A 21,741-nucleotide genomic window follows, 5' to 3' on the forward strand; every position below is an offset into this window, starting at 1 on the left:
AGACAAGAAGTCAAATTTTTTGTAAAGATCCCGTTTTCATCATGAGAAAAGGAGGATTTTCCCATGGTAATGTTGAATCATGTAATAAAATGTCTATTTTTGTAGAATAAAAGGAGGAGCGACCAAATGACAGCACAGATGCTAGAATTACATAAAAGAAACGGCTTGATGGTAAAGCTATTGTGGGCATGTTTGGTGTTAGGAATGGGGGCTTCCTATAGATCGATGGGAGTAGTGACGACCCTACTGGCTTTCGGAGCGCCTATCGCGGTAATATGCACGTTTCTTATCTGGAAAAAAATCGGGATCAAATACACGAAGTATATCATTGCGATAGGCCTTAATGTGATCTCCTATTTCTTTATGGCGCATAGTACCGCTTTGTCTGGCATGCTTATCTTATATTTAAGTTTAGCGCTCACCTCCTTGTATATGGATTATAGGCCGATGCTGCTCAATGGTGTGCTCGGAATCATTAATTTGAACTATTTCTGCTCCACATTGTCAGGTCCAATTGACTATATTGCACTCAATGCTTTTTATGTGCTCACAATTATTACGCTTATTGGTCAAGGTCAGATCGGGAGTAGACTATTGAGCCGTGTAGCCCAGAGCGCTCGGGAGTCCGAGGTGTCACGCATGAAGACGGAAGAGGTTCTGACAGGGGTACGCACGACAACAGAAGCGCTGGGAACTTCTAGTAATACGCTTCATGAAAATGCATCCGTTACTGGCAGAATCACAGAAGAAGTCGTCGCGGCTTTTCAAGAGATTTCCATCGGTATTGAATCTCAAGCAACTTCCATTACAGACATCACAACGGCAATCCAAGAAGTGAATGAGACCGTAGAGATGACCTCTTCCGCATCGGACACAATGAGCAGCAGATCTCGGGATACAGCCCGCATGACGAATGAAGGCAAGAGTCAAATGGAAGATCTGACGCATAAAATCAAGGATATAACCGTGATCGTATCGGAAACGTCGAACATCATGAATGAAGTAAACGAAGAAAATGTGAAAATTGGAAATATCGTGACAACGATCGCTGATATCGCTAATCAAACGAATCTTCTATCGCTCAATGCTTCCATCGAGGCTGCAAGAGCTGGGGAACATGGTAAAGGTTTTGCAGTGGTTGCTGGTGAAATTCGGAAGCTTGCGATGAACGCACACGTAGCTTCGACGGATATTTCAGAGATTCTGGGCTCCATTCAACAAAAGGTGGAAACAGCTGTCGAGAAAGTGGCCATCGGTAAAATAGCGGTAGAATCGGGCAAAAAATCAGCGGAAAGCGTTGAACAATTATTCGAGGTCATTCATACGAATACAGCTGAAGTTATGGAGCAAGCAGAGAATTTGCAGCGCATGAATCAGCAATTACAATTGTCGTCCCAGAAGGTTGCCGAGGAAATGACATCTGTCGCAGCGATAACCGAAGAGTCCGCTGCTTCTGTGCAGCAAGTGCTAGCTAGCGCGGAAGTACAGCAGAAACGGGTGGAGGATATTGTAGAGAGCATCCGCCAGTTGTACGGATTAACGCTGGATTTAAAGCTTTTGATTGAAAAATAATTTCGCAAAGGCATTGCCAAATATCGGTTAATCCGATACAGTTAAGCCAAATGAATAGCAACACGGGTGCTTGATGAAGTCAGGCTGAGATAGTGGCCCTATGCCACTGACCGTTAATCTGATCTGGGTAATGCCAGCGTAGAGAATTGGAGTGCCTTTCTGCACTAATTTTATGCCTGCCGCATCCCGGTAGGCTTTTTTTGTCGTGTTCGCCTATCTCATTTGACAAATTGTATCCAAGAAAAAGGAGTGGGAAGAAGAGATGGCACAAAAAGAAACAGGAGCAAAAGGATTAAAATTGACGGATATATTGGTCACGATCGTGATCGCAGCGGTATTTGGGGTGATTTATCGCATATGGGGTCCGATATATGAGTTGATAAAACCGATCGGTCTGCACGCCGAGCAGTTAAGCTACGGTATGTGGTTCATGGCGGCCACATTTGCTTTTCTCGTAATTCGGAAGCCAGGAGTCGCATTATTGGCGGAAGTTGCAGCCGCGACGATTGAAGCGCTTTTTGGAGGAACATGGGGGGCATCGACACTTGTGTACGGCATTCTTCAAGGACTTGGCGCAGAGCTGATTTTCGCGCTTTTCCTGTATCGTCGGACTAATGTGAGTGTAACCGTTCTAGCGTCCCTCGCATCCGCAGCACTTTCCCTGCCCATAGATAAATACTATGGCTACATTGATCAGCTATCATTCTGGAATTTTTGCTTATTTATTGGGCTTCGACTCGTTGGTTCTGCTATTATCGCTGGCATATTCGCCTTTTATTTGGCTAAGGCATTGGCTCGCACTGGGGTACTTAACTTGGTTCGTCCCGTTTCGAAGAAAGATTACGATGCACTGGGGTAAAGCGAATGAACGAAGAATCGGCGTTACCAATCTGCGCTTAAAATACCCCGGTGACGAGGCTCCCCTGTTATTTCAAGGGGTATCCTTTTCCGTGATGCCGGGGGAAAAGGTGCTGCTGCTCGGGCCAAGCGGCTGCGGCAAATCGACGCTGCTGCAAGTGCTGAGCGGGATCGTCCCCAATATTATCGAGATTCCGCTTAAGGCGGATAAGCTTCTCACGCCAAGCCGCTGGGGGTATGTGTTTCAAGACCCGGATGCTCAGTTCTGCATGCCGTATGTGGATGAGGAGATTGCTTTCGTATTGGAAAATAGACAGGTCCCCCGTGAGGAAATGCCGGTTCGCATCGCGCATTATCTGAGGATGGTGGGGTTGCAGTTAGAAGATGCTCATACCTTAATCAGCCAACTGTCGCAGGGGATGAAGCAGCGGTTGGCGATTGCAAGCGTCCTCGCTTTGGAGCCGGAAGTGCTTTTTCTAGATGAGCCTACGGCGTTATTGGATGAAGGGGGGACTGGGCTTGTTTGGGAGACGATCCGGTCCATTGGCGCTGACATGACCTTAATCATTGTCGAGCATAAAATCAGTGGTATTCTCGATCTCATCGATCGTCTGATTGTCCTCTCTCCAGATGGCGAGATACTGGCTGACGGCTCACCACAAGTCGTCTTTGAAAGCTACAAAAAGCAGCTTGCCGACTATGGCATTTGGTATCCTGGCGTCTGGGACGACAGTCACATGGGACGCTTAAGCAGGAGTAATGCGGTTGTGGACGCTGATGCAGGAAATCGGCAGCCGATCATGTCCTTTCGCGATTTTACCGGGTTTCGCGGCGGAGAGATCAAGACCTCTGTGGATAACTTGAGCGTTTATCCAGGTGACTGGATCACGATCACCGGTGCTAACGGCGCTGGCAAAAGCTCGCTCCTACTCGCCATTATGAGGCTTATCCCAACCAAGGGCAGCTGCTGGATCGAGGGAGTGAAGGGCAGCCAAATCGAACATCTCGCTGAGCAAGTCGGCTTTGTGTTCCAGAACCCCGAATTCCAATTCGTGACGAATTCAGTGGAGGAAGAGCTGCTCTACTCCTTGCCGGAGACGGAGGAGGGGAAGGACACGCAGCAGGCCGCTCTGGAGGAGCTGCTGCGGCAGTACGATCTGCTCGCGCTGCGCAAGCGGCACCCGTTCCAGCTCTCGATGGGCCAGAAGCGCCGCTTAAGCGTAGCTTCTGCGACGGTTCGCAGCCCTCGTATCCTGCTGCTGGATGAGCCCACCTTCGGGCTCGACGCACGCGGTACGATGCGCATGCTGGGGCAGCTGGAACGGCTGCGCGCAGGCGGGACAGTCATCGTGATGGTGACGCACGATGAGGAGATCGTCAAACGCTGCGCCACGCGCGTTTGGCAGGTTGAAGCCGGCTGTGTGAAGGAACAGTCTGCGACTTTCGCAGCACACGCCAAGGAAGGAGCGCCGATGGTATGCAAATAACGTTCACGTACCGTGAAACTTGGCTGCATCGGGTCAATCCGGGAGTGAAGCTTGTCCTGTCGCTGCTTCTGTTTGTTCTTGTTGTATTCACGCATAATCTGAATACAATGATGTATTTAACAGCGGGCGCGCTGGTGCCGCTGTTCGTATATTCAGGCCAGCCGCTGCGGCGTCTGCTGCTGTATGCTTCGCCGTTCCTGCTCATCTTTCTCTCCTCTGCGGCGGGAATGATGATGTTCGGCAATGGAGAGACGGAGTGGTTTCGCCTCGGGTTCATCCGAATCACGGAAGAAAGCTTCTACCGCGGTCTGCATCTGGGCTTCCGGGGCCTGCAGGTCGCGGCAGTCGGCTTGCTATTCAGCTTGACGACGCGGCCGGTTGCCCTGTTTTATACGCTGATGCAGCAATGGAAGGTGGCGCCGAAGTACGCCTACAGCTTCCTTGCCGCTCTGCGTATGCTGCCGCTTATGCTGGAGGAATTCCAAACGCTGCGGTATGCGCTTAAGGTGCGGGGCAGGAAGCGGAGACGCAACTGGCTGACAGGTTGGTATACGACAATGCGCATGTATGCTATTCCGCTCCTTGCGCAGAGCATCCGCCGCGCTCACCGAACAGCCGTGGCCATGGAAGCGAAACGTTTTTCTAGTCACACCAAACGAACCTATTACTATCAATCCAGCTACTCCAAATTAGATATTTATTATCTGGTTTACTGGTTTCTACTTGTTGTATTCGCGCATTGGGTGGGGACGGCATGGCCGATTTGGGATGCTCTTGACGTCCGGTAGACGGAAGTGGACTAAGCTATTGCCCCCATTTGAGCGACAATGTAACCTCGCAGCAAGGTATGTCATTCGTTTGGGGATCAATAGTAAACTTAATGGAGCTTGGTGAGTAACTGGTCACAACAACCGATTTGCAGCCGAAGGAGTGGACAATACGATCCACTTCTTTTTGATTTCCCTGCTGGGCATGCGTCATTAACTCGCGAGCGATGGCCGGTTCAGCCAGCTTTTGAATGACGAGTGAAGCGTCCTTAAGCAGATGCTGAGAAGACGCAACCGAGTTGGAAAGCATTTTAGAATCGACGTTTGGATAATCACGGGGGATGTTCGTATTCGAATATAAATTGGGGTAATGCTGCTCCCAACCTGCCCAAACTTCCGACTGATCAAGATCAAGATGCTCATAGTGGCCATAAGGTCGCTGATAAGGGGAAGCAGGAGAAACAGTCGTGGAATGAGGATATAAAAGCTGTTGATGAAAGTAATAAACAGGGTAGTTGTACATGGGACGGGCCCCTTTACTTGAGAATTGAGCTTGCGTGCGCTTTAGCAATATATGTGGAATAGGCACGTTGGTGCATCAGCGGCATTGGACGCAAAAAGGGCCACCCTCAAGTAGATTAACTACTTAGGGCAGCCCTTTCGTCTGTTGATATAATTATTTGCGCGTCAAAGTAACGAAGCTTGTTGCTTTTTGGCCGGATGGAGTTACAGCCGTTACTTCAAAAGATGCTACATTACCTTCAACTTGAATTTTACCGTCAGCATCTACCTTTACAGTACCTACAGGGTCAGTTCCATTACCTTGTACATCGTTGGTAATAAAAAGTGTGCCCAGCGCAAAGTTATAATCCGCAATCTCCGTATTTTCATATGTGATGCCATAATTGTCTGTCAGGGAAAGATCCATATCGATAAATGGATTAATCACAGCTTTGGCAACGCCGTTATCATCCTTCATTTCTTTACTAATGGAAGTTTCGCCTGCTTTAATTTCTGTTGCATTAACAGCGTCGCTAGTAACAGTCACCGTTACGTGCAGTTGTTTGGGATCGTCGTTACCAATTTGAACAGTTACACTGATATCTGCTGTTCCTGCCTTGTTTCCGATTACGTATGCGTGATGGTCATCTGAAACGGCAACTTTCGCAACGCTAGTGTTAGAAGAGAACACAGATTTTACAATACCTGGCATAGCTATAATGTCACCGCTAGCGTCTTTAACTTGAATTTTAATTTCTTTAGCAAATTTGCTTAGTGTTGGATCTTCAGCAGTTGCCTGATTGATCGAACCTGTTGCCGTACTTGTTAATCCGCTATCGATTACGGAAGCCAACGTGTAATTGCCAACAATTGAAATATTGCCAGTGTCAGTTGCAGCTACGCTGAAGCTTCCAGATGCCGTTTTAATCGTAGAAGCGTCTAGTCCGCCAAGTGTTACGGTGTAATCTCCTGCTGGAAGCGCAGCGTCAACAACAATGGTAGCTGTAAGGCCATCTGCCGACCATGTCGTTTTTGCTGGAACTGTAGTAGTGGCATTTTTTAGTGTGAATGTTGCTTTGGTTGTGTCCACTTTTTTATTCAGAGAAACTGTGACTTGTTTATTGTCGGATGAAGCTTGAACTTTTGTAATCGAAATGAGTGTTTGGTTGTCAAAAGCTTGCTGCGCCGCGTAAGAGCTTTGAACGAGGTCAGCGCGGTTAGCTGCTTGATCTCCGGATTTTCCAGAAGGATGAATACCTAGCTCTGTTGCCTGTTTCACGGCATCCGTATACCAAGGTGTACCTGTTACGGACACTTTTTTACCTAATCCTTTAAGAAGCAAGGTGTCGAGCTGACCTGCAGTTACGGAGTCACCAGGGACGAAAGTTGTATCGGTAACACCGTCAATAAGGCCGGCTTTTTTCGCAGCTTCGATGTAAGGAATTGCCCAACCGTTAGCGGAATCATCTGCATGAACGTCAGTAAAGCTGGACACCTTAACTGAAGTATCTACTTTAATGTCATAAATGAGCGTTGCTACTTTTGCAAATTGTGCACGAGTCATATTTTGCGTGATGCCGAACGTGTTGTCGGATACGCCTTCGAATATATCGGACGCCAGCATAGCATCGATTTTGGCTTTTAATGAAGCGTCGATCGTAGCCAAGTCGGTGAAATCAGCACTAGTTTTGCCAGCAGCAGAAGCAGGGTGAGTTAGCGCAGCGGAAGTGAACAAAGAGAAAGCCATAGCAGCTGTTGCGATCATTGTTAGTTTTTTCATGTAGTACCTCCTAGGATTTAAATTCAATATGAAGTTATGAATCTAGCAAGCAATCGTGCGTCGTTCTGTTGCTATAACTATAGCTTGCCTGATAGCCCATGTCATTGTCAAATTCTTGGCAGTTGAGGTGGTAGAGTGCTAATAGGGATATTAAAGAGGGCTCGGCGAACATCATTCGTTAGGAGTCCTTTCTTTGTTGCTTCTTGCCTTAAATTTTTGAACAACCAGTATGTTTGCTGTTGCAGAATCTTTCATGTCACAATAGACTTAGAATAAGAATAAAATGAAGTGTAATTCACAGAGTGGAGTGGGAGAAACATGGACATAAAAGAAGCAATCCGCAATCGCCGGAGTATCGGGAAAGTCAAACAGGACCCTGTTGACAAAGCGCTGATTGAAGAGATATTGGAAGCAGGCACTTGGGCACCAAACCATGGCCATACCGAACCGTGGAGGTTTTGGGTGATGACAGGTGAAGGTCGCGGACTGCTAGGGAAGGGCTATGCGGAGGTAGCGGCGTCTGAAGCCGATCCGGCATTGACTGAGGAAGAGTTGGCTGTGCTGAAAGGCGCTCAGGCGAAAAAAGCATTTCGCGCCCCAGTGGTCATTGCCGTGGCGATAACACCTTCGACACAAGCCGTTGTGCCGGAGATTGAAGAATACGCAGCTGCACATGCCGCTGTCCAAAATATGCTCCTGACCGCGCACGCGCTTGGTCTGGGAGCGATCTGGCGGACGGGAGCGCCGACCTATCATCCGAAGATGCGCGAAGCTTTCAGCCTCGGCGCGAAAGAGGAGCTTGTCGGCTTCGTCTATCTCGGCTACCCGGACATGGCTCCGCCGAAAGCAGCGCGTACCCCATTCGCGGGAAAAACGCTTTGGGTCAGCGAGTAGCGTTCGCTGAAAATAACTGCAAAAAGTGCAGCAAATTCCACGTGTTTGTGCGACTTGAGAGGGAATCATGTCATTCATACATCAAATTTTCGGGTTAAAGCCCTGCACGGGGCGATTTGACGGAATTAGATGTAGGTTTTACATGATTTGGCCTTGAGTCGCTGGCACGGGCTGAATTTGCTGCACTTTTTGCATGTAGAAACCCCTCCATTCCCACAATTATCTTGGGAATGGAGGGGTTAGGTCTTTTAGTTCTTTAGCGCAACCGCGACCTTCGCGGCGGTTGCGGCATTGTGGTACACCAGCGCGATATTCGTCTCCAGGCTGCGGCCTTCGGTCAGCTGCTTGATGCGCGCTAGCAGGAAAGGCGTGACCTTCTTGCCGGTCACGTTCTGATCTTTGGCTTCAGCAAGCGCCTGCTGGATGAAGCTTTCGATCTCGACATGGTCCATGGCGGATTCCGCAGGGACCGGATTGGCGATGATGGCGCCGCCGACAAGGCCCAGCTCCCACTTCGTGCGGAGCATGGCCGCGATGCCTGCTGCCTCATCGAGGCGGAAGTCTACGCCGTAGCCGCTTTCGCGAGCGTAGAAGGACGGGAACTCGCTCGTCTTGTAACCAACCACGGGAACGCCGTGGGTTTCCAAATATTCGAGCGTAAGGCCAATATCGAGAATGGACTTCACGCCTGCGCAGACAACGGCAACGTTCGTCTGCGCCAGTTCAGTCAAGTCGGCGGAGACGTCCATCGTCACTTCGCCTTCTCGGTGAACGCCGCCAATGCCGCCGGTAGCGAACACTTCAATGCCCGCCAGCGCAGCGCCGATCATTGTGGCTGCGACGGTTGTCGCGCCGATTTGGCCCGACGAGAGGATGTAGGGGAAGTCGCGGCGGCTGACTTTTTCCACATGAGGATTCGTTGCGAAAGCTTCGAGCTCCTGCTCGTTCAAGCCGATCTTGATCTTACCGTCCATAATCCCAATTGTAGCCGGAACGGCACCGTGATCGCGGATGATTTGTTCGACCTTTTTGGCCATTTCTATGTTTTGCGGGTAAGGCATACCGTGAGAAATGATCGTGGTTTCTAAAGCCACGACTGGTTTATTGTTCGCCAAAGCCTCTTTAACTTCATCAGTAAACGTTAGGTAAGTTGTATTCATAAGGGGGATTCGTCTCCTTTGGTCAGGTGAAGTAAGGTTTGTTGCAATCGTTCTTCCGTCAGCTCGCTTGCGACAGATTGATCGGTTTGCAGCGTTATATGGGAAGCAGCGAGTCCGTAAAGGCAGGATTCCATATAGGTGGCTTGCCGCATGACCCCGTAAGCAATACCGGCGACAAAAGCATCGCCTGCGCCCGTGACCTCCACGACTTTGGTCGGAAGGGGCGGGACAAGCCGCTCGCCTTCCTCGCCGGCATACATCACGCCTTGACTGCCGAGCGTTAGGAAGACGTGACGGACGCCGCGTGCGCGGATTGCTCCTGCAATCATGCTGTAATCGCTGCTGTTGCTGCTGTTGTTGCCGGCCGCGATACCTGCCAGCTGACAAGCTTCCTCCAAATTGGGGAAAATCGCCGTTACCCCATGCAGCTCTTGCGGAAGCCTTTTGGCTTTTTCCGAAGATACGGGATCGATAAATAACGGGAGGTTTTCTTCCCTGCACCGATCAATCAGTTCGCCAAGAGTCTCAGCAGGTAAATTCGTATCTGCAATAATAAGCTTGGCAGAAGCCACATGCGGCCATTTGTCCCGGAGCAGGGCAGGTGTACATTTATCGTAGATGTCCATATTTGCAAAAGCGAGAAACATCTCGCCTGTCGCGTCGAGCAGTGCCGTGTACGTCCCGGTGTTTTCACCCTGGAGTACAATAGCTTGACTGACGTCAACGCCACGTTTCCGCGTTTCTTCTAACACCCATTGGCCGGCTTTGTCATCGCCAACAACCGTGACCAGCGCCGCCTCGCAAGCTAGTCCCGCCAGCGTCTGGGCGATATTGCGCGCAACGCCGCCGCAGGACTCTGTCACGGTGACTGGATTCGAAGAGGCCAGGCGAATGGCTTGCTTGCTAGTCGCTTTGCTATCTAGGTTCGCCCCGCCGATACACATGACCGTACTCTCATCCGATGTCACATAAGCTCGCCCGCGGATCGTCCCTTTCTTGGTTAGGGCAGCGATGTAGCCGGCGACAGCCGACCTTGAAATACCGATGATGCTGGCCATTTCATGCTGGGAGATGAATGGATTTTGACGAATGAGCGCTAGAATTTGCTGTTCACGATCCATGAAATGGCTCCTTTCGATCGTTGACTATCTTTAGTTTATAATAGCAGCGGACAAATGTCCAACAGTAAAACAATTGTTTGCGATGCGTTCGCAAAATGAAAAGGAGCCTGCTTCCCGAAACCGGAAACAGTGCTCCTTTAATCGCTTATTCTGAATGCGAAGACTCCGAACGGCTTCGGATGCCCAGCAGCCCTAGCAGTCCCAACAGGCCGACATAACTCCATCCGCCCCAGCCTTTTTTAGCGTCTTCCTGCGTTTGAACCATTAAAGCTTTCATCGAGGTTGGCGGTGTAAGTCCATATGCCGCGGCATGTTGATTCATATCCGTAGTCATATGCAGCCTTGCATCTGCGCCAGGCATACCGAATGGATTTGTCTGATAAAAAGTGGGTGAACCTTGCTTGGCCGCCTCCCAGCTTTCAGGGCTAGAGATCACTTGCTGATTATGAGGATGCTTACGGTATTGATGCGCTCCAAGCAGGACGGTAATGCATAGAAAAGAAATTAAAGCTAGTTTCATAAATCGGGGAAACATGTTCCATACCTCCAAGCACTTCTTGAATAGTGGTCTGTAAATGCAGGTATGGTTATATTCCCCTATGAACGAAAACTTATGTATCAATAAATTAGGACAATTTTATTGATTAATGAATTTCTCAAAAACGAAACCGAAATCCTTCACTTTATACTGCTTATGCGTGCTTACGAGCCAGTCGAAGGCATTTTGGTTTACCTGCTTGAATTCCTCGGAAAGCTTCTGTCCCTCGGTTTTCGTCGTACGGTTTAGTGTGGAGGAAGCGAGCTCGATGCTTTGCTTCGCATAGTCAAGGAAATGCTCATTTTCCTGCGTGATGTCCGAAATCTTAATCAGAGCTTTATACAGGTCTTTCAGTTCTTCAACATGCTTTTTGTGCACATCAATCGAGAAAATGACGGAACCCAGCACGAATTTAATCTCCACATCGAGATCCACCGTGCCTGCTGTTTCCAGGGAAACTTGGGAAATAGCATATTTGCTGTAAGGGTAGCGGTGCAGCACACGTTTCTTGCTAACGGCGCTTGTGCCGTCGAGATGAATTAAGGCTTGGTTCGTGAAACAGTATTCATCTGTTTTGGATTTAATCAAAAAGAAAATCTTCTCGTTATCCTCATGCAGAACGTAATCATCGCTATCTACCTTATCGTAATTTTCAGGCTTAATCACTGAACCTACATCACTTAACCCCAGAATGTCAGCTGCTACTCTACCGAACATAATATCAATCCTCTCCTGAGCAAATAATTACTTAATAAGTATAGTATAAATTATGGAATTCAGGCGAGTGTTATAACTTAAAAAAGGGCTACCTTTGAGTAGAAGCATCTACTTGAGGAGCCCTTTGTTTTATTTACTTGGTAACTGTCACTTGAACCGTTGTTCTCATGTTAGAATATGTCACCGTAATTCTCGCAGTTCCTTTGCCGGTTGCTTTGATGATGCCGTCTTTCACATCCGCGATCATGATATTCGACGATGTCCACAAAGCTGGCTTCGTGACATCCTCTTCGGATCCGTCCGTGTATGTGGCTAGAGCTTCAATTTTGGCTGTGCTGCCTTCTTGGAGCTCGACTTTGACAACATCGGTTTTCAAATATTTCAACGAGTCGATTTCCACTGGAATGGCGACCATTTTGCCGCCGAAGGATCCTGTGATCGTCGTTTTACCTGAAGCTGTAGGTGTGAAAAGTCCATTTGTAACGGTACCCAGCTTATAGGAACTTACTTTCCATGTCGCCGATTCCGTGACATCTTTGGTTGTGCCGTTCGACAGCGTCGCGGTCAACTTGATTTGGACTTGATCGCCTCGTTTTGTCACGATGAAAGTCTTATCTGCAACGAGACCTGCAACTACACCGATTTCAACTGGGATGGAAATGTTTTTGCCGCCATAAGTTGCTGTGATGGTTGCTTTCCCTCGTGATACCGGGGTTACAACCCCTTTGGAAACTAACACAATCGCGCTGTTGCTTGTTTTCCACTCTGCCTCATTGGTAACAGTATGCGGTGCGCCCGAAGAGTCCGTAGCCGTCAGAACGATAGTACGTGTTTCATTCATGTCAAAGACTAGATTAGCTACATTCGCAGTAAGATCACTTGCCATATCGACTTGAACGGGAACAGTCACTGTTTTGTTGTCTAGCTGAGCTGTCAATGTAGCTTCTCCAGAAGCGATAGCCTTCACTACTCCGCCGTCAACCGTCGCGGATTTCACATTGCTGCTGGTCCAGATTACGTCGGAGGAAACATCTTTCTTCGTTTCATCTGTATAAAGAGCTTCGGCTGTCAAAGTAACCGAGTCGCCTTTTTTCAAAATCAGTTTTTCTTGGCTGACCTTAAGGCTCTTCAGAACGCCTACAGATACTTGAATGACTGCTGTGCGGGTTCCATATTTCGCCGTCAAAGTCGCTGCGCCGGTTGCAAGACCGAAGATTTCACCATTACGTGCTTCGGCAACATCCTTGGAGCTGCTTGTCCACTCGGCTTTATTCGTGACATCGACTTCGCGACCGTCTTTGAAAGAGGCCATCAATGCGATTTTATCGGAACCGCCGATTTGTAAATTAACGGTTTTTTTGGTTGGTTTGATGACCGTAGGGATATCGACTTCCACTTTGGTGGTCGTTGTTTTGCCACCGTATTTCGCCGTTATTGTCGCAACACCGGCTTTGTAAGTCGTGATTTTTCCTTTGGTGACGAAAGCAACATTCTCATCATCCACGCTCCATTCAGCACTTTGTGTAACTTCTGCGCTTGTGCCGTCGGCATACGTAGCATGAAGGACTAGGAGCTGTTCTTGTCCTGTTTGCAAGGAAACAAGATCCGTATCTACAACCAATCGGCGCGGAACTTCAACGTCTACATTGGCCTCAACGGCTTTATCCCCGTATTTCGCATAAATTTTCGCTTCGCCGATCGCGATCGCAGAGAGCTTACCTTTTGAAACTTGGACGATATCCTCGTCACTGGACGCCCACTCGGCGCGATCCGTGATATCTTCCGTTTTGCCATCGGCATATGTAGCGGTTAACTTCAATTCACCTGTAGTATTTTTTTTCAGAAGCATATTCTGCTTATCTAATTCAAGTTTAAGGGTGCTATCTACGTCAACGGTGATTTTCGTAGATTTAGTGCCGTAAGTTGCCGTTAAGTTGGCCGTTCCCACACTATAGCCCGTAACCTTGCCTTTGATAGCGTCAGCGACAGTGGCTTTATCTGTTGTCCAAACAACTTTCTCTGAGACATCAGCAATGTCGCCGTTCGGATAAGTAGCCATAATTTTAATAGTAGCTGTTCCGTTCAGCAGCAAGGATACGCTTGCGCTCTCAGCGTCAATGCGTCGAACAACCTCAACATCGACAGGCAGGGTGAGTGATTGATTCATATATTTGACGGTTACCGTTGCGCTTCCGGGATTTTGCCCCTTAACCAAACCGTTGGTAACCGTAACGATGGAGCTTGTATCGACCGTATAGTCTGCTTTATTCGTCACATTCTCGGATGTGCCGTCATCGTAATAGGCGGTAATTAATAGCTGTTCTGTGGCATTAAGACGCAGCTCGAGAGAGCGTTTGTCTGTCGTTAACGATTTTACTTTTTTGCTTACCGTGACATTGACGATTTCGGTTTTACCCATGTAAGTAGCGGTAATAACGGCTTTTCCTTCTTTTTTGGCGGTCACTACACCTGCATAGACGGAAGCAACATCTGTTGTGCCGGAATTCCAATCCGTTTTGACCGTTGCATTCTCGGTAGATCCACTTACGAAAATAGCGGTTGCTGTTAGATTCGCAGTATCCCCAACTTGCAAAGCAAGCTCATTCTTGTTCAGGACGAGTTTGGAAATCTCATCAGCGGCAAAGGCGTTTCCTGCGACTAAAGATTGACTGGCTAAAATGAAGATGAATACCAAGGATAACCACTTGCTGTGTCTGAACCTCACGTTAATAATCCCTCCGATATCGTTCCGTAATAAGTTATGAATAAAAAACTGGGAACCTATTTAGTATCGGATATTAAGGGGACGAAATGAATAGCTGTCACAATATCTACCGAATTTTAACCTTGGGATGATAAATATAGCTTCTTTTTTCATAAACCAACAAAAAACAATTAATTAAAATAAAATAAATAAAATTTAGTCGTGTTTATTGTTTACTTTTTGAATGACCTGTATATTAAAAGCAGATTACTCATGGGGAGATGAGAAAGTGAAGAAGATCAGGTTTATGAACATCGTTGGAAATTTAAAAATTAGCATGAAAATATTGGCGTTGAATGTGTTGGCTGTCGTATTCCTCATCGTCCTGACGGTGACGAGCTTCTTTTTTCTCAGTGATATCAACAAAAAAGCGGAAAAAATGTACGAAAGCGATTATTTGCCAACAACTTGGATTAATGAAGTGGAGAGCAACGTTCATACCATGAATGATAGGCTCCTGGAACATATCTTAACGCCGGACAGCCACTACAAGGACGTCTTGGATAATGAGATTAACAAAACTCGCGTTAAAACAAATCAGTTATTGAAAGATTATGAAGTTTCCCTGGAGGGGGAACCCGTAGGGACATTATGGATGTCTAAGTTAAAGGCGGCATTAGTTGCCTATGAGGAAGATCAGCAAAAAGTGGAGGCTCTGTCGGCATCAGGGAAGACACAAGAGGCTTATCAGTACTATAAAACACGTATCAAAAGCAAGATGGAAGACATCCACGGTTATGTGGAGAGCTTGCTGAATGACCGGCTGGAAACCTCGGAGACATTAAACAAAGAGCGTAATCAGCAATATCAGCGTCTGATCTGGATATTGATTGTGTCCTCGATTTGCGCGATCGGCATCTTTTATGTGATAGGCAGATGGCTGTCTAGGCTCATTGTCAGACCGCTGCATGCTATGCAGAAGCTCATGGCCGAAGCGGAAGCAGGTAATCTTTCTATGTCTTTAGATCGTGTTGTTTCGAATGATGAAGTTGGCAATTTACAACGCTCGTTCCAATCCATGCTAGTCAGCTTGCGGGCATTCATCGGGAATGTTCAGCAAGGGGCGCATGTCCTCACACAGCAGGCTGAGCAGTTCGCCAGCAATGCCGAGCAAAGCAAGCTGGCTGCGGAAACGATTGCTGTTTCAACAGACTCCTTGTCGCAAGGCATCCAAGAGCAAGTAGCGATTGTTACAGAGACGTTATTTACCATTCAGGTTGTGAAATCGGAGATGGCTGCTATTAGCGGAGACAGCCGTGATATGGCGCAGCTGGCAGAATCGGCAGCAGATGTATCATTAGCCGGAATGGAAGCTGTTGAGAGAATGAGGGAACGGATTGGGCTCGTTTCCGATAAAGTTTCGGCGGCAGGGACCATTGCGAACGAACTGCGCTACAGCTGTGGCCAAATAAGCTCCATCATTCGCGTTATCACGGAGATTGCGAAGCAAACTAACTTGTTGGCCCTGAATGCTGCTATTGAAGCTGCCAGAGCGGGGGATGCAGGCAAAGGATTCAGCATTGTAGCGGGAGAGGTACAGAAACTGTCCGGACAAACGAATGAGGCGGCGAAACAAATTGCAAGTCTTCTGCATGAGATTGAGGGCAAAGCAGGGGATGTGGACATGGCAATGAGTCAAGGTATGAAGCTGACGGAAGACGGTGTGATCGCTTCGCAGCAAGTGAATGATTCGCTATTGTCGATGAAAGAAGCATTTGGCGGGGTCTTAATGAAAGTGGAAGATGTAAGCACAGCGATCGTTCAAGTAACATCCCGCAGCGACGAAGTCGTCACGCATATGGAGCGCGTTACGGAGTCAGCGAATATAGGAGCGGCTGCGAGCCAGGATTCAGCAGCTGCCAACCAAGAGCAGCTCGCTATGATGGAGGAGTTCTCCACCTCCTCTAGGATGTTGTCCAACATGGCAGGGCAGCTGCAAGAAGCGGTTGACCGCTTCCGTGTGTAAATAAGTTTAAGGATAGAGTCGTCAGCAGCCTTCTGACACTCTATCCTTTTTTTATGTTCGTTAACCACGTTTGACGACTTTGAAATTTTCCTCCAGCAGCAGCCAGTTTTGAGGGAATCTAAGCCCTAGCTTCCAGTAACTGATGCCACGCAAGCCAAGCTCTTTCAGCAAACGGAACTTTGCCTGAATGGAGCGGGCATCCTCAAACCAGACCGTATGCTCTTTGCCAGCATCATCCCAATAATTGAAGTGAGGAGCCTGCGCTGTATAATCGTATAAAATTTGCGCGTTGTATTTGCGAGCCAAATCAATCGCGGCTTGCGGGGAGACAGCTTTGGCGAACGGGCCGCCTTTTACGAAGGGCAGGGTCCAGTCATAGCCGTACAGGTTTTGACCCATCATCACCTTAGACGCTGGCATTTCACTGATGGCATACTCGAGTACTTTGCGCACGGGACCAATGGGGGAGACCGCCATAGGGGGACCGCCGCTGTAGCCCCACTCGTACGTCATAATCACGACGAAATCTGCGATTTGGCCATGCGCCCTGTAGTCGTGAGCGGAGTACCACTCTCCAGCTTGGGCTGCGCTTGTTTTGGGCGCGAGGGCTGTGGACATCAGGTAGCCTTCTTGATGAATTTGACCAGCCGCTTTCCGCAGGAAGCGGTTGTAGGCATCACGATCATCCGGATATAGATGCTCAATATCAAAATGAATATCCTTGAAGCCGAGCTCCTTAGCCGTGGATAGGATGGTTTGGAGCAAGCGGTTCTGAACGGTCTCGTCCGTGAGAATAATATGCCCGAGCTCTGCGCTGAACTGATCATTCTCCAGGTTGGTCACAACCATCATCAAGGTAGCCCTATTCTGCGAAGCGATTCCCCCAAGATCGTCGAGAGGTGGAGGCTGCAAGGTGCCATCTCGCTTAATGCGGAAGGAGAAGGGGGCTAAGTAGGTAAGATGTGGAGCTGCTTCCTTAGCGGCTTGAATCAGGGCAGGTGACACTTCGTTCCCCCGTGATTCCAAGTAGGCATTTACTTCGGCCTGCGTGCGGGGAGTTGGCGGGATATATAGTCGGAAGCCAACAGGCAATGGCCGATACAGAGTGAGTCCATTGATAGATGCGAGCTCGTGGAGGTCAAGACCGAGCTTATGGGCAATCGAATAGAGGCTTTCGTTGGGCTGCACCCAATAGTACGAGCCTACGATTGGAATGACCAATGCCTGTCCGATGACCAGTGATTGGCTGGGCGTCATCTCATTGGCTGTTGCAATCGTATCCACGGACACACCGTATGTTTGCGAAATGCGATATAACGTCTGTCCTCTTTGGACAACGTGGATTTGCATGGGGATTCCTCGCTTTCTTTTGTAAGCAAGGAACCATATCCGAGCCTACTTTTTTCTTTATCATATTCCGAGTGAGGCAGGTGGGTGTATGTCTATAAGCAAACAATTGTCGAAAACGGATGCATATCTTGCTCACTAGCGAAGATAATAGAATAACTGGAAACTTATTCTTCATAAGGATGCTGCACATGCCACAGAAACCACGCCGTCAAATTGCGTTCGTCAGTTTATTAGGCATTACCCAGCTGCACTTGCGGAATCCCTATATCATTGCTTGGTGGTCTGCTGCTTTTCCAGGCTTTGGACATTTACTGCTATCCAAGTATTTTCGCGGATTTATGCTGATTGGTTGGGAGATGCTGATTAACAGCCAGATGCACCTGAATGAAGCTATTGTGTATACCTTTACAGGACAATTCGAGAGGGCCAATGAGGTGTTAAACATTCGGTGGATGTCCCTTTATGCTCCTGTTTATTTATTTTCTATCTATGATACTTATCGCACGGCTGTGGATATGAACCATCAATATTTGCTTGCCAGGCGGGAAAACGCACCGATTGAACCCTTCAAAATGTCTGGAATGGAAATAAACTATCTGGACAAACGCTCCCCTTGGTTAGCGATTGTCTGGTCCCTGCTGATGCCGGGAATGGGGCAGCTCTATACCCATCGTATTATTAATGCTTTCTTTGTTCTCGGGAACTGGATCCTTGTATCTTATTGGTCTCATTTGCTTGAAGGAATTCATTATCTCCTATATTGGGATCTATCTAGAGCGGGCAGCGTTCTTCATATGCATTGGATTCTCTTTCTGCCTTCCATTTATGGGTTCGCCGTTTACGATGCGTACATTAATACGGTTGAGTACAACAAGCTATTTGATCATGAACAGGCCGTCATGTTAAAAAATGGCTATCAGCCTGGGCAATTTTCATTTCCTAAATCACCGCTTCGAAAATGAGGAGGATACCATGCATGTCATAGCGTCATTTGAACATTCAATTTATTTGGAGTTGGCGATAACGGCTGTTGAAGAAGCGGGTATTCTCAAGGAAAATATTTATGCGGTTCCGCTTCAGGAAAGACCAAGCAAGAAAAGGATGTTCGACAGCATCCATGGATCTGACGGCGTTAGTTTATTTGATGCAGGCGCGGCATTGGCTACAGCCTTCACGGTCATAGGCTCCACTTATGGGTTTGTGTTAAAAGGAGGAGCGATTCTTTGGGGGCTTATTGGCGCGGCTGTGGGGTTCATGTTAGGGCTCCTTATTGATATTTTGCATAAAAAGAAGAAAGGTGTGAAGAATCCAGCACCGGGCAAGAAGACCGAAGTGGTCGTCCTCGTCAACTGTACCAAGGAGGAGGCTAAGTATATCCAGACGATGTTTTGGGAGCATATGGCGCTAGGTGTGGCTGTCTGCGATTGATGGGTACTATTGGTAAATAGTACTATTTGGAATGTTTCCATTCTCCTATAATAAGTATCAAGAGCAAGATACTAATTGGTTGCAGCGGCAACAACAGGAGGATTTCAGAGATGACATTCAACACGCGGAAACGGAATACAACAGCATTTACTTTTATGGCCTGGGCATCTTTTATCGGCGCTTTTTTGGCCATGTTTATCGGTATATATACGTTAGAGGAATCACTTAGTGTAAAAGGTTATTTTGCGGTATGCGCCTTATTCCTGACGATGTCGGCGTTTGTGTTGCAAAAGGTCATCCGCGATAATTTAGAAGACAGCTACGATTCCAGGAAACGCAACACATCGGCTTTCACCTTCTTGGCCTGGAGCTCCTTCGCACTTGCGCTGTTGGGCATGTTCATCGGCATCATTAATCTCGAGCAACTGCTTTCTGTAAAAGGGTATTACGCAGTTAAGGCCTTATTCCTTACCATGTCTTCCTTCGTGCTCCAAAAAACAGTGCGTGACAACAACAACGATGCGCCGCTGCAACCTGCAGAAAAGATGATCGAAGAGCTGTAAGTTGAAGCTCTTCTTTATTTATCTCGGGGATAATTGGAAGCAATTCGGGCATATTGGGAATTAGGAGATTTCATGCAGAAAGGCTGAGAACCATGACAGTAGAACGGGTTATTTTGATCATCGTTTGGATCGTTTGTCTCATTATCATACCGATCAAAATACCGAAACATCGAACTCGGGAGGCCGTTCTGTTATTCCTATTTACGCAGATGATCACTTGGATCATGAGCTTGCTGTTAGTCGAATGGCAGGCCATTGAGAATCCAGTTCGCGAATTTCCGATTGCCTCGGGGAGCAACTTCACCAATAATTATCTCTTTTTCCCGCTGGTTTCAACACTGTTTTCACTATATTATCCAAGTCGGAAGTCGAGTGCAAACAGGTTTTTTTATCATCTTCGTGTCGTCTTGTTCTTGGCGATCTATTTAATGTTAATTTCCAGCTATACAGAAATTCTGAAATATGTGCATTTCAATATTGTCCTTCATGTGGTTCTCTTATGGCTGGTCTTGAATGCGGTAAGAAGGTATGCGGAATGGTTTTTTCAAAGGAAGATACAGAAGGAAAGGTAGAACGACGGGTATGAATGTTAAGGTAGACTATCTCATTATCTTAGCTGTGTGGGCGATTTCTGCCATTGGAATGCTCCTTGTGCCCAAACGCTACCGTCGTAAAGCGCATGTTGCTTTTCTATTTCAGCAGTTTTTAAACTGGATTCTAGGTCTTATCGTTGTGGAACACAAGTGGCTGGAATATCCGGTAAGAGAGCTTCAGCGCAATTATTCGAGTCTAACGTTTGAATTTATCGGGTACCCGATCATTGCCGTTTATTTGAATATTTATTATCCGAAGGTGAAGAAGGGATGGGCTCGCTTTTTCTTCGTGCTGGCCTTTCCGACAGCGATTACGGTGATTGAAGTTATCCTTGAAACGCAAACCCAGGTGATCAAATATCATGCTTGGAGCTGGTATTGGACTTTTATTAGCATATGGGTGACTTTGCTGCTTTCGCTTGTGTTTAATCGTTGGTTTTTTGGGCGCGTTGATGGGGCGGGACAACCGGATGTCCCGCGTTGAAGTGTGCTCGACGCTCGAAAAGTCTGCGTTAACGCTGGAAAACAAGCTTAATTACTGCGTGGAAGTCCCGCATCAAGGCAAACAATTCTCCTCGCTAACGGCGGAGTCTCGCCTGTAGTAATGGCTGGCTAGCCCGCCCGCCTATGTTGCACTTTCTACAACCATTTGGCTACTATTGCGAGGCTTGAGTAAGCTACATTGCACTTTCTGCAACCATTTGCCCTCAAAAGTCAAGTTTGAGCACAAATCCGGTGATTTCATTGCACTTTGTACAATGAAGGCTAGGGAATGCCGCGTAAACCCTAATTATGTTGTACAAAGTACAACATAGAGGAAATTGAGCACTAAATACAAGTTTAACTGTCACGGGAAGCCACCGCTCCCGCCGTGATTTCCCGCTGTAACGTTGTTTTTCAGCGCTAAAGTGCGCTCAACGCTCGAAAAGTCTGCGTTAACGCTGTAAAACAAGCTTAACTACTGTGTGGAAGTCCCGCATCAAGCCAAACAATTCTCCGCCAACGGCGGAGTCTCGCCTGTAGCAATGGCTGGCTAGCCCGCCTATGTTGCACTTCTACATCCATTTGGCTACTATTGCGAGGCTTGAGTAAGCTACATTGCACTTTGTGCAACCATTTGCCCTCAAAAGCCAAGTTTGAGCACAAATCCGGTGATTTCATTGCACTTTGTACAATGAAGGCTAGGGAATGCCGCGTAAACCCCTAATTATGTTGCACAAAGTACAACATAGAGGAAATTGAAGCACTAAAAAACAAGATTAACTGTCGCGGGAAGCCCGCTCCCGGACGGTGTAAAATTGTTCATGTACCAAGATTTGGAGCCTAGCCAGGCAGCAAAAAAGTAGGGTATTCTCGGGATTGCGACACCACCAAGAAAGGAACCCTACTCATGCCTACTATACAACAAACAATGCTTTCCGATCTATTTGAAAATCTTGTCACTGCTCCCGCTGTGATTTCCCGCTGTAACGTTATTTTTCAGCGCTAAAGTGCGCTTAACGCTCGAAATGTCTGTGTTAACGCTGTAAAACAAGCTTAACTACTGCGTGGAAGTCCCACATCAAGCCAAACAATTCTCCGCCAACAGCGGAGTCTCGCCTGTAGCAATGGCTAGCTAGCCCGCCTATGTTGCACTTTCTACAACCATTTGGCTACTATTGCGAGGCTTGAGTAAGCTACAT

At 47.6% G+C, this 21,741-nt stretch carries 20 protein-coding genes, 1 pseudogene and 1 riboswitch; of the genes and pseudogenes, 13 read left to right on the forward strand and 8 right to left on the reverse strand.

The genetic code is table 11. The features are described from left to right. Window positions 1–126 precede the first annotated feature (126 nt). The 4 genes from AC58UW_RS17235 to AC58UW_RS17250 all read left to right on the forward strand — a co-directional run bounded on the left by AC58UW_RS17235 (window position 127) and on the right by AC58UW_RS17250 (window position 4,705). Window positions 127–1,572, forward strand: a complete 1,446-nt coding sequence (locus tag AC58UW_RS17235) for a methyl-accepting chemotaxis protein (RefSeq protein WP_497421853.1) — start codon at window positions 127–129, stop codon at window positions 1,570–1,572. Between the two features lie 52 nt (window positions 1,573–1,624). Further along, window positions 1,625–1,734: riboswitch (TPP riboswitch) on the forward strand. 100 nt (window positions 1,735–1,834) lie between these two features. Beyond that, the gene (locus AC58UW_RS17240; RefSeq protein WP_497421854.1) at window positions 1,835–2,431 is read left to right on the forward strand and encodes an ECF transporter S component; all 597 of its coding nucleotides are present in this window, start codon (window positions 1,835–1,837) and stop codon (window positions 2,429–2,431) included. After that, window positions 2,418–3,917, forward strand: coding sequence for an ABC transporter ATP-binding protein (locus AC58UW_RS17245; protein WP_497421855.1), 1,500 nt, complete (start codon window positions 2,418–2,420; stop codon window positions 3,915–3,917). The genes AC58UW_RS17240 and AC58UW_RS17245 overlap by 14 nt, the downstream gene beginning before the upstream one ends. Beyond that, window positions 3,908–4,705: an energy-coupling factor transporter transmembrane component T family protein gene (locus AC58UW_RS17250; protein ID WP_497421856.1), complete on the forward strand. Its 798-nt coding sequence runs from the start codon at window positions 3,908–3,910 to the stop codon at window positions 4,703–4,705. Before AC58UW_RS17245 ends, AC58UW_RS17250 begins: the two co-directional genes overlap by 10 nt. A gap of 16 nt (window positions 4,706–4,721) precedes the next feature. Here the strand turns inward: AC58UW_RS17250 and AC58UW_RS17255 are convergent, their stop codons facing one another. Beyond that, entirely contained in the window at window positions 4,722–5,207 is a 486-nt protein-coding gene (locus AC58UW_RS17255) for a YuzC family spore coat inner layer protein (RefSeq protein WP_497421857.1), read from the reverse strand. A 153-nt stretch (window positions 5,208–5,360) separates the two neighbouring features. After that, window positions 5,361–6,965 carry an S-layer homology domain-containing protein gene (locus AC58UW_RS17260; protein WP_497421858.1) on the reverse strand — a complete coding sequence of 535 codons (1,605 nt, stop codon included), beginning with the start codon at window positions 6,963–6,965 and terminating at the stop codon, window positions 5,361–5,363. Window positions 6,966–7,283: 318 nt separating this feature from the next. Between AC58UW_RS17260 and AC58UW_RS17265 the strand changes: the two genes are divergently transcribed. Further along, on the forward strand, window positions 7,284–7,859 hold the full coding sequence (locus AC58UW_RS17265) for a nitroreductase family protein (RefSeq protein ID WP_497421859.1): 576 nt from the start codon (window positions 7,284–7,286) through the stop codon (window positions 7,857–7,859). Between the two features lie 248 nt (window positions 7,860–8,107). On the opposite strand, the gene AC58UW_RS17270 is transcribed toward AC58UW_RS17265, so the two are convergent. The 5 genes from AC58UW_RS17270 to AC58UW_RS17290 all read right to left on the reverse strand — a co-directional run bounded on the left by AC58UW_RS17270 (window position 8,108) and on the right by AC58UW_RS17290 (window position 14,120). Further along, window positions 8,108–9,019: a pseudouridine-5'-phosphate glycosidase gene (locus AC58UW_RS17270; RefSeq protein ID WP_497421860.1), complete on the reverse strand. Its 912-nt coding sequence runs from the start codon at window positions 9,017–9,019 to the stop codon at window positions 8,108–8,110. Then, entirely contained in the window at window positions 9,016–10,140 is a 1,125-nt protein-coding gene (locus AC58UW_RS17275; RefSeq protein ID WP_497421861.1) for a carbohydrate kinase, read from the reverse strand. The genes AC58UW_RS17270 and AC58UW_RS17275 overlap by 4 nt, the downstream gene beginning before the upstream one ends. 145 nt (window positions 10,141–10,285) lie before the next feature. Next, window positions 10,286–10,675, reverse strand: a complete 390-nt coding sequence (locus AC58UW_RS17280) for a hypothetical protein (RefSeq protein WP_497421862.1) — start codon at window positions 10,673–10,675, stop codon at window positions 10,286–10,288. 102 nt (window positions 10,676–10,777) lie between these two features. Beyond that, window positions 10,778–11,395, reverse strand: coding sequence for a PH domain-containing protein (locus AC58UW_RS17285; RefSeq protein WP_497421863.1), 618 nt, complete (start codon window positions 11,393–11,395; stop codon window positions 10,778–10,780). 133 nt (window positions 11,396–11,528) lie between these two features. After that, complete coding sequence (locus AC58UW_RS17290; protein ID WP_497421864.1) at window positions 11,529–14,120, reverse strand: Ig-like domain-containing protein; 2,592 nt, start codon at window positions 14,118–14,120, stop codon at window positions 11,529–11,531. A 268-nt stretch (window positions 14,121–14,388) separates the two neighbouring features. On the opposite strand from AC58UW_RS17290, the gene AC58UW_RS17295 reads away from it, so the two are divergent. Beyond that, a complete protein-coding gene (locus AC58UW_RS17295; protein WP_497421865.1) occupies window positions 14,389–16,125 on the forward strand; it encodes a methyl-accepting chemotaxis protein in 1,737 nt (578 codons plus the stop codon). 60 nt (window positions 16,126–16,185) lie between these two features. Here the strand turns inward: AC58UW_RS17295 and AC58UW_RS17300 are convergent, their stop codons facing one another. Further along, window positions 16,186–17,475: a glycosyl hydrolase family 18 protein gene (locus AC58UW_RS17300; RefSeq protein WP_497421866.1), complete on the reverse strand. Its 1,290-nt coding sequence runs from the start codon at window positions 17,473–17,475 to the stop codon at window positions 16,186–16,188. Between the two features lie 188 nt (window positions 17,476–17,663). Here AC58UW_RS17300 and AC58UW_RS17305 point away from each other — a divergent pair, with 188 nt between their 5' ends. The 7 genes and pseudogenes from AC58UW_RS17305 to AC58UW_RS17335 all read left to right on the forward strand — a co-directional run bounded on the left by AC58UW_RS17305 (window position 17,664) and on the right by AC58UW_RS17335 (window position 20,661). After that, on the forward strand, window positions 17,664–18,437 hold the full coding sequence (locus tag AC58UW_RS17305; protein ID WP_497421867.1) for a hypothetical protein: 774 nt from the start codon (window positions 17,664–17,666) through the stop codon (window positions 18,435–18,437). 10 nt (window positions 18,438–18,447) lie between these two features. Further along, window positions 18,448–18,903 (forward strand): hypothetical protein, encoded by a 456-nt coding sequence (locus AC58UW_RS17310; RefSeq protein ID WP_497421868.1) that lies wholly within the window; start codon window positions 18,448–18,450, stop codon window positions 18,901–18,903. 110 nt (window positions 18,904–19,013) lie between these two features. After that, window positions 19,014–19,223 (forward strand): annotated as a pseudogene (locus AC58UW_RS17315) (YiaA/YiaB family inner membrane protein); the annotation flags it as partial. Between the two features lie 39 nt (window positions 19,224–19,262). Beyond that, a complete protein-coding gene (locus tag AC58UW_RS17320; protein WP_497422024.1) occupies window positions 19,263–19,466 on the forward strand; it encodes a YiaA/YiaB family inner membrane protein in 204 nt (67 codons plus the stop codon). A gap of 92 nt (window positions 19,467–19,558) precedes the next feature. Beyond that, the gene (locus tag AC58UW_RS17325) at window positions 19,559–20,038 is read left to right on the forward strand and encodes a CBO0543 family protein (protein WP_497421869.1); all 480 of its coding nucleotides are present in this window, start codon (window positions 19,559–19,561) and stop codon (window positions 20,036–20,038) included. A 10-nt stretch (window positions 20,039–20,048) separates the two neighbouring features. Continuing rightward, complete coding sequence (locus AC58UW_RS17330; RefSeq protein WP_497421870.1) at window positions 20,049–20,543, forward strand: CBO0543 family protein; 495 nt, start codon at window positions 20,049–20,051, stop codon at window positions 20,541–20,543. Further along, window positions 20,530–20,661: a hypothetical protein gene (locus AC58UW_RS17335; RefSeq protein WP_497421871.1), complete on the forward strand. Its 132-nt coding sequence runs from the start codon at window positions 20,530–20,532 to the stop codon at window positions 20,659–20,661. Before AC58UW_RS17330 ends, AC58UW_RS17335 begins: the two co-directional genes overlap by 14 nt. Window positions 20,662–21,741: the final 1,080 nt, after the last annotated feature.

Source organism: Paenibacillus sp. J22R160, from assembly GCF_059692135.1.